Here is a 6,000-nt window from a genome sequence, read left to right as displayed (position 1 = left end):
TGTGGTACAACGGTAATAGGCTTCATTCTTACCTGGGTTATTGTTGCCCAAACACTTTTGAAATGATGAACGGGTATTTGAAAAAAGTAGCTTAACTAGGGTGAGTGAATTTAGTTGACCACGTCATGGTGATGAGCAGTTAAGTAACAGAGTAAATGCAGAAATTTTGGTTAAAGAGTATGATCTGAATTAAGCATTGTTATAACTATAATCAAAACTGTAACGTGTTTATCAAAAAGCCAGGTGAAATAATATAGCGTCGGTTAGTTAGGTTACGAACAGCCAAGTTAGTTATGTCATTTAAGTTAATTGACCTGGTGATCAGCAGTTAAGTAACAGAGTAAATGCAGCAAGCTGCAAAAAATGAAGAAAGATAAATAGTCTGGATAATAACAAGCGATACAAAGTTTAAAATAAATTTAGAGTTTAACTGGTAAGCCGTTGTTTTAACCTACCGGAAATAGCACAAGTGAAAATATTCCGTGGCAGTTAGTAGTAGAGATTTATATTTTAGGTAAAGAGCAAGATTGCCAAATATATAATTCATAAATCAAATAGACAGTGATGTATAACGTAGCCATTTTATTTGTAACGTTACAAATAGCTTTAAAATACATAGGGTGAATGATTCACAATAGTTTGCCAATAACGTGTAATATCAGGGGCTATGGACAGTTTGATACCTATGCTCAGACATAACCATTAATGCGCATAATGTATATTATGTTAAATAGGATTTATATATAAGCATATAGATACACCGCTAATTTGTTAGTCGTGTTTTAAAATGAGATCCGATCTCACGTCGATTTAAAACAGTATTTACCATAATCCTATTTAACATAAAATGTATAACATACTGTTATCTTTATAGCGTTTTGCAGTTCAGTCGATTTCAACGTTAAAGCAACTTTGATACGTCTAAACTCTCAATATTCTCCGAATGTAAAATAAGCATGAGATTCATTATCTAGTGAATAACAGCTTAACCTATCAATCGCAGGATCAATGATTAGTAGCGAGTAGCATCAGAAAAGTCATATTTTTCACTGTAATATCTGTTGTTACACATACTAAATGCCTTAAACCCTTTCTAACTGTAGTTTTAATGGAATACTGGATGATATTTCGGCGCTCTGTGCTGCAATCTGACAGATAATTAAGGTGTTTCCCTTGATTGATGAAAGCTACGATAGGTTTTTACTAATTCTCTGTAATATTTCAGTTAAATATAATTTCATGTGCTGTCTTTTGTAATTAAGGACCACAACCTGGTTTCGTTATCTTACGTAGAAATATCATTTCTACATTCCTCAAAACCACCCGTGATAGTTACAAACACTTATTAAGTAGTTAAATATATAAGTACAATAAATTATTTATTATCGCACCAACCCAGATTTAAACTCTCACACATAGTAACTTCCTGTGTTGTTACTTTTTAAATAAAGCAATCTCCCATGGAATCCTAGAACGGTAAAGTTTTGGGAAAATGTTATAACTGTATTGCTGGGATATTTGTTGGATAGAATAATAAAAGTATTTTTAAGTGCCCTGTTTGTATTCTTTTTTTCAGTGACCAACTTGTTCTATAAAATAAAAAATATAATGCGTTTAAAAATAATTTTTGTATTAAGGTGTTACTCCTCCTATGTTATTTATGGTTTATCACTTTTTAATTATACTGATTTATAATGTTGGGGATAAACCTAATAGAGGAATTAAAATGGAATTATTATTGGTAGTTGCGGTTTTTATTGTATTGATATGGGCATTAAATAAGAAGATATTTATAGGAAAGCTATTTGTTATCAAGCTTACCAAGTCCAAAGCAATTATCTTAAAGGGAATACCACCTAAAAAGTTTATTGCTGAATGTAATATCATGGCCCGAAAGAAAAATTCACCTGGTTACATCTATGGGATAAAGAATCATCAAGGAGTTGCATTAAAATTTTCCTCAAATATAAAGGAGGAAACCGCACAACGTTTTAGAAACTTATTCCCCTTTGAACAATATCACCGTTCAAGCACATCAACTTCACCAGATGGAAGAACCAATAGAAAAAAAGCAAAGTAATATGAGCTCTTTTTACTTGTTGTAACACACAAATAAATCATTTGTTATCGCGTAAATAATCTTGAAGCCTTGTCAGCTAAGACTTTTATAACGTATCAAACAAAAAACAAGCGCCCTCACGTAAAATATAGAAAGGAATGAAGCTATTGTATTCAATAATAAAAACTGTCGAAGTAAAATAATATTTACCTTTAGCCTACCTTGAATCAATACTGCCACTTTTCATTTACCAAAAGTTGAAGTATTTAAAGTGTTCCTATGTAGGCTTCATTTAGGAAAAAACTCATCCATTAACATTTTGAAACGGTAATATAATTAATAGCTTAAGCAAGCTTAGGCAATACACCATTTATCAGAAAACTGTCTATATGAAATGATATCGGCTTATTTTCATGTGCATTAAAACTTATTTTTTTAATGGTTGTGTGACAAATCCAGTTAACATTATTTTCTGGTTTCTTTGAAATAATCACATCTGGATGGGTAACTGCAATGTTAACACCTTTATTTTCCTTTGCTCTGGCAGAATAAAATCTTAATGCTGTAGCGCCAGCTATCTGTGTTAAATATTTTCCTAACTGTTGTGTGAAAATGTAGTTTACGGGAGAAACAAGTGCAGCGACAATATCCTTTGATTCGACTTTGGTTAAATCAGCAGTTGCTAGAGCATCTATATTTACACTAAATGACATATGCTCTGATTTAATTGGTTTGTTGTATGGTACAGACATATCGTCAAGAAAAACAAAGCGATAAAATGCGCATTCAGATAAAGCGGTTTTTACATCTTCACTGGCGTAAAAATAGCTGGGCATGGTTACATCGCCAAACCGAGAGCCATGTTTCAAGGGGGGATATCTAAAAGGTGTGGATATTAGATAATGTAGGGACTCCGCACCCTTTCTGTGATCGGGTTTAACTTCATCGAGCAGTTCTTCTAATAATGATTGCTCGTCTAAATCATCAACGATACTTGTTGTTGCTGCATACTCTTGTGTCTCAACGATACGAGTCACATCAGCATTGAACCGCTGTAACTCGCCAATTTCTAACAGTGTACGCGCTATCATAGTTAAACTTTACCTCGCATAGCGTCTAAATATTGATTGGTTCTAAATAGCCCGTCTATTTTCAAAATAATCGCTGCCGGCACGCCATTTAAAGCAGTGTTGTCCGTCTGAAACCAATGATACATAAACTCTGAATCACCACCTGCAATTGCATATAATGAACGATAAAGTCTAATAAAGTGAAGCTGAAGCTCCCATGTTTTTGAGTCTGAAGAAAATCCACTCTGAACATGACGATTTAAAGTCGCCCTGTTTACACCGAGTAATTGAGATCTTTCTTTAATACCCAGTTTTAAAGCGTCGCAAGCATTGTTAAATGCTTTCATTAATACTTCTGACGGGTTAGGTTTAAGTAATGCATTCATAAAAAATATCTCCATTTTCAATATAATTTAAGCTTAGCATTGCGTAGTGCAAATGCAACAAAATATAATAAAATAACGCATTTGCGCCAGTATTTTGCCTTTATATTAAGATTAGCGCAAAAAGGCTGGACACCCACACCTTATATTTTCACGAATTGAAATACTGAACAGATAAAGCCTAATGATTTTTTGTCCGCTAATTACGCAGATTTTCATGAATGGAAAGATTACAAGATTAAAATGGCCTCATCAAATCACGAACTGCACGGGATGTTCTTTGATAAATATTGTGTCTCACAGAGTAATTTAGCATAACGTTCCATCGGAAGATTCATCTCCTCTTGCAACCATTTACCTTTAATAAGCAGCTCTTCTCTTTTTATTAAAGGGATGTTGTTTTTGAATGCGAGTACGATCGTGTTGCCACTTTCCACTTCGAAACTAAGTAGTTGGTTTTCAAATTCAAGTGCGAGTAATTGATCTAACTCCTCTCGTAATTTAAGTGTCGTATGCCAGATATTGAGCACCAATACACCTTGTTTATTGAGTGCGTTTTTGCAATCACGCAAGTAGGATGATTGTACCTGCTTTGGTTCCATGCCTTGTGAGCTATATAGATCTGAAAAGATAATATCGCTTTTCAGCTCGGTGCTTTTCATGTAGTTAACCGCATCGTCTATATGAATGAGAAGGCGATCAGTATCGGGTAAGTGAAAATGTTTTTTTGCCACATTTGCCACTTCTTCACGGAGTTCAATCGCATGAACATTCAACTCGGGAAAACTACTGAGCAGGCTCTTTACCATTGAGCCGGCACCCAGCCCCATGATGGTCGCTGTTTTTATGATAGGGAGATAAAACAACCCCGCCATCATCGCTTGGGTATAACCGAGATTTAATCCATTAATGTCATTTAGTTTCATACAGCTTTGATATATTTTCCCGTCAAAGCTGAGGATCCGGCTGGTTCTTGTTTGGTAAACATAAATTGGGCCGTGCTCATCTACTGTTGATGATATACAGGTTCCTCTGATATCCATGATGGTTTTAAATCCTTATTAAATTCAGTTACATAACGGTGGAAGGATGATTTAGGATACCCAAATATTTCATCCTTTAATAATAGCTGAGTAAGGCCTTTAATTTTGATTTGTTGCAATTAAAGGTTTTCTACCCAAACGATTGGTCTTCTATATTTTCATGAAACAATTATTATTAGATAAAAAGATAATCACACACTATATTCCAATCTATGCAGTCTTACTTGATATTCATTAAATTTCAATTAGATATGGAGGGAAAATAGGGATCTAATTTATTAAAAGAGGCTCAATTGCCATGTTAACTAGGCGGGTAACCGTCTTGAAAAAAACGTAGTACTTTATAAGTAAAATATCGGCCAGCCAGGTTCAATTTAACATGATGAATGTTGATTTTACGCTTATTATTCAATCGATTAACGTCATTCATTTTTAGAAAAACACCTTGAACACCCTTATGGTACTGGCCTCACATCTATTTTGTTGGTTATTTAGGCGCGCTGTGCTGCGATCTGTAATTGAAGTAAGGTATTTTCCCTTGATTGGTGAACGCTGGAATATACTTTTTAGTAAAATAAAAATTCAAATAGCGTCGAGTGAATTAATAATTTTTATTCTGATAAAAGTTAACAAGTAAAATATGTGCAAGTGCCCTGCTTGAATCAGATTAAAGGCTAGGCGTTATTAGCGAGGCCAGACAACAGAAAACCTTTTTTAAAAGATAAAGTCTAAATATTTTTGTCATCTAATTATACAGATTTTCGCGAACTAAAAGATTAAAAAACAAAATGGCTTTCTATTGTTGTGCGCATTAAGTCATGGGCTGCACGATCTTTTTGGTGTAAATATACCCTTCGGGAAAGACGCCTAACCAGGAAATCTTTAATTGGAAAAACACTGTTGTTTGAATGTAAATCAATACCATCATATAGTTTCATTTTTACGTTCTCATTTCAGCTGCGTGTATAACATACACTCTAGGCTTGAACATCAATAGTAGGAACTTACTCTATGATTATCAGGTCTTGTTTTTTGTCTAAAAAAGCAAAACGAAAGACCTGATAATGGTATAGGGGTATAACTATGTTTTGATAATTCTTGATCATTCTCAAATGAATTTTGTACGTGCCTTCGAAAACGCCAAATGATGGAGTTTGAATATTTTTTGATACTCTCTCTTATACCATCATGATGGATAATATCTTTATCTAAGAGTTTATTGAGATAGTTATATGCATATACCTGATAATAATGAGTGTGCTCTTCATTATAAAGGCAATTAGATAACCATATTAAGCCTGTAACTAACCGATATAGTTCAACTTCTTCAGCATCACCCTGATACTTTGTTCCTTTTATCCAAAGTGGAATTGCTTCAAAAGAGCGACAAAGTGTCTCTAATGTATTCGCGTGATTAACTTCTACTTGAGAAAGTAGTTCATCTG

Annotated in this window: 4 protein-coding genes; 1 reads left to right on the top strand and 3 read right to left on the bottom strand. The window is 34.0% G+C overall.

Features of this window, described 5'->3' with window-relative positions; all coding sequences use genetic code 11:
• The first annotated feature begins 1,726 nt into the window (after positions 1-1,726).
• The gene (locus tag ACJAZP_RS04275) at positions 1,727-2,080 is read left to right on the top strand and encodes a DUF3634 family protein (RefSeq protein WP_415229493.1); all 354 of its coding nucleotides are present in this window, start codon (positions 1,727-1,729) and stop codon (positions 2,078-2,080) included.
• Positions 2,081-2,403: 323 nt separating this feature from the next.
• Here ACJAZP_RS04275 and ACJAZP_RS04270 read toward each other — a convergent pair whose 3' ends face one another.
• The 3 genes from ACJAZP_RS04270 to ACJAZP_RS04260 form a co-directional block, all read right to left on the bottom strand.
• Entirely contained in the window at positions 2,404-3,150 is a 747-nt protein-coding gene (locus ACJAZP_RS04270; protein ID WP_415229492.1) for an RES family NAD+ phosphorylase, read from the bottom strand.
• Between the two features lie 2 nt (positions 3,151-3,152).
• Entirely contained in the window at positions 3,153-3,515 is a 363-nt protein-coding gene (locus tag ACJAZP_RS04265) for an MbcA/ParS/Xre antitoxin family protein (protein WP_415229491.1), read from the bottom strand.
• Positions 3,516-3,769: 254 nt separating this feature from the next.
• Positions 3,770-4,555, bottom strand: a complete 786-nt coding sequence (locus ACJAZP_RS04260; protein ID WP_415229490.1) for a spermidine synthase — start codon at positions 4,553-4,555, stop codon at positions 3,770-3,772.
• Between the last annotated feature and the right edge of the window lie 1,445 nt (positions 4,556-6,000).

Source organism: Psychromonas sp. (assembly GCF_047632955.1).
Classification (GTDB): Bacteria; Pseudomonadota; Gammaproteobacteria; order Enterobacterales; family Psychromonadaceae; genus Psychromonas.
This window is presented reverse-complemented; position numbering and strand designations above follow the sequence as displayed.

What these genes read in the sequence shown, in the direction of transcription:
- ACJAZP_RS04265 (WP_415229491.1), bottom strand. Translation starts at nt 3,515, where the DNA reads ATGAATGCATTACTTAAACCTAACCCGTCAGAAGTATTAATGAAAGCA.
- ACJAZP_RS04275 (WP_415229493.1), top strand. Translation starts at nt 1,727, where the DNA reads ATGGAATTATTATTGGTAGTTGCGGTTTTTATTGTATTGATATGGGCA.
- ACJAZP_RS04260 (WP_415229490.1), bottom strand. Translation starts at nt 4,555, where the DNA reads ATGGATATCAGAGGAACCTGTATATCATCAACAGTAGATGAGCACGGC.
- ACJAZP_RS04270 (WP_415229492.1), bottom strand. Translation starts at nt 3,150, where the DNA reads ATGATAGCGCGTACACTGTTAGAAATTGGCGAGTTACAGCGGTTCAAT.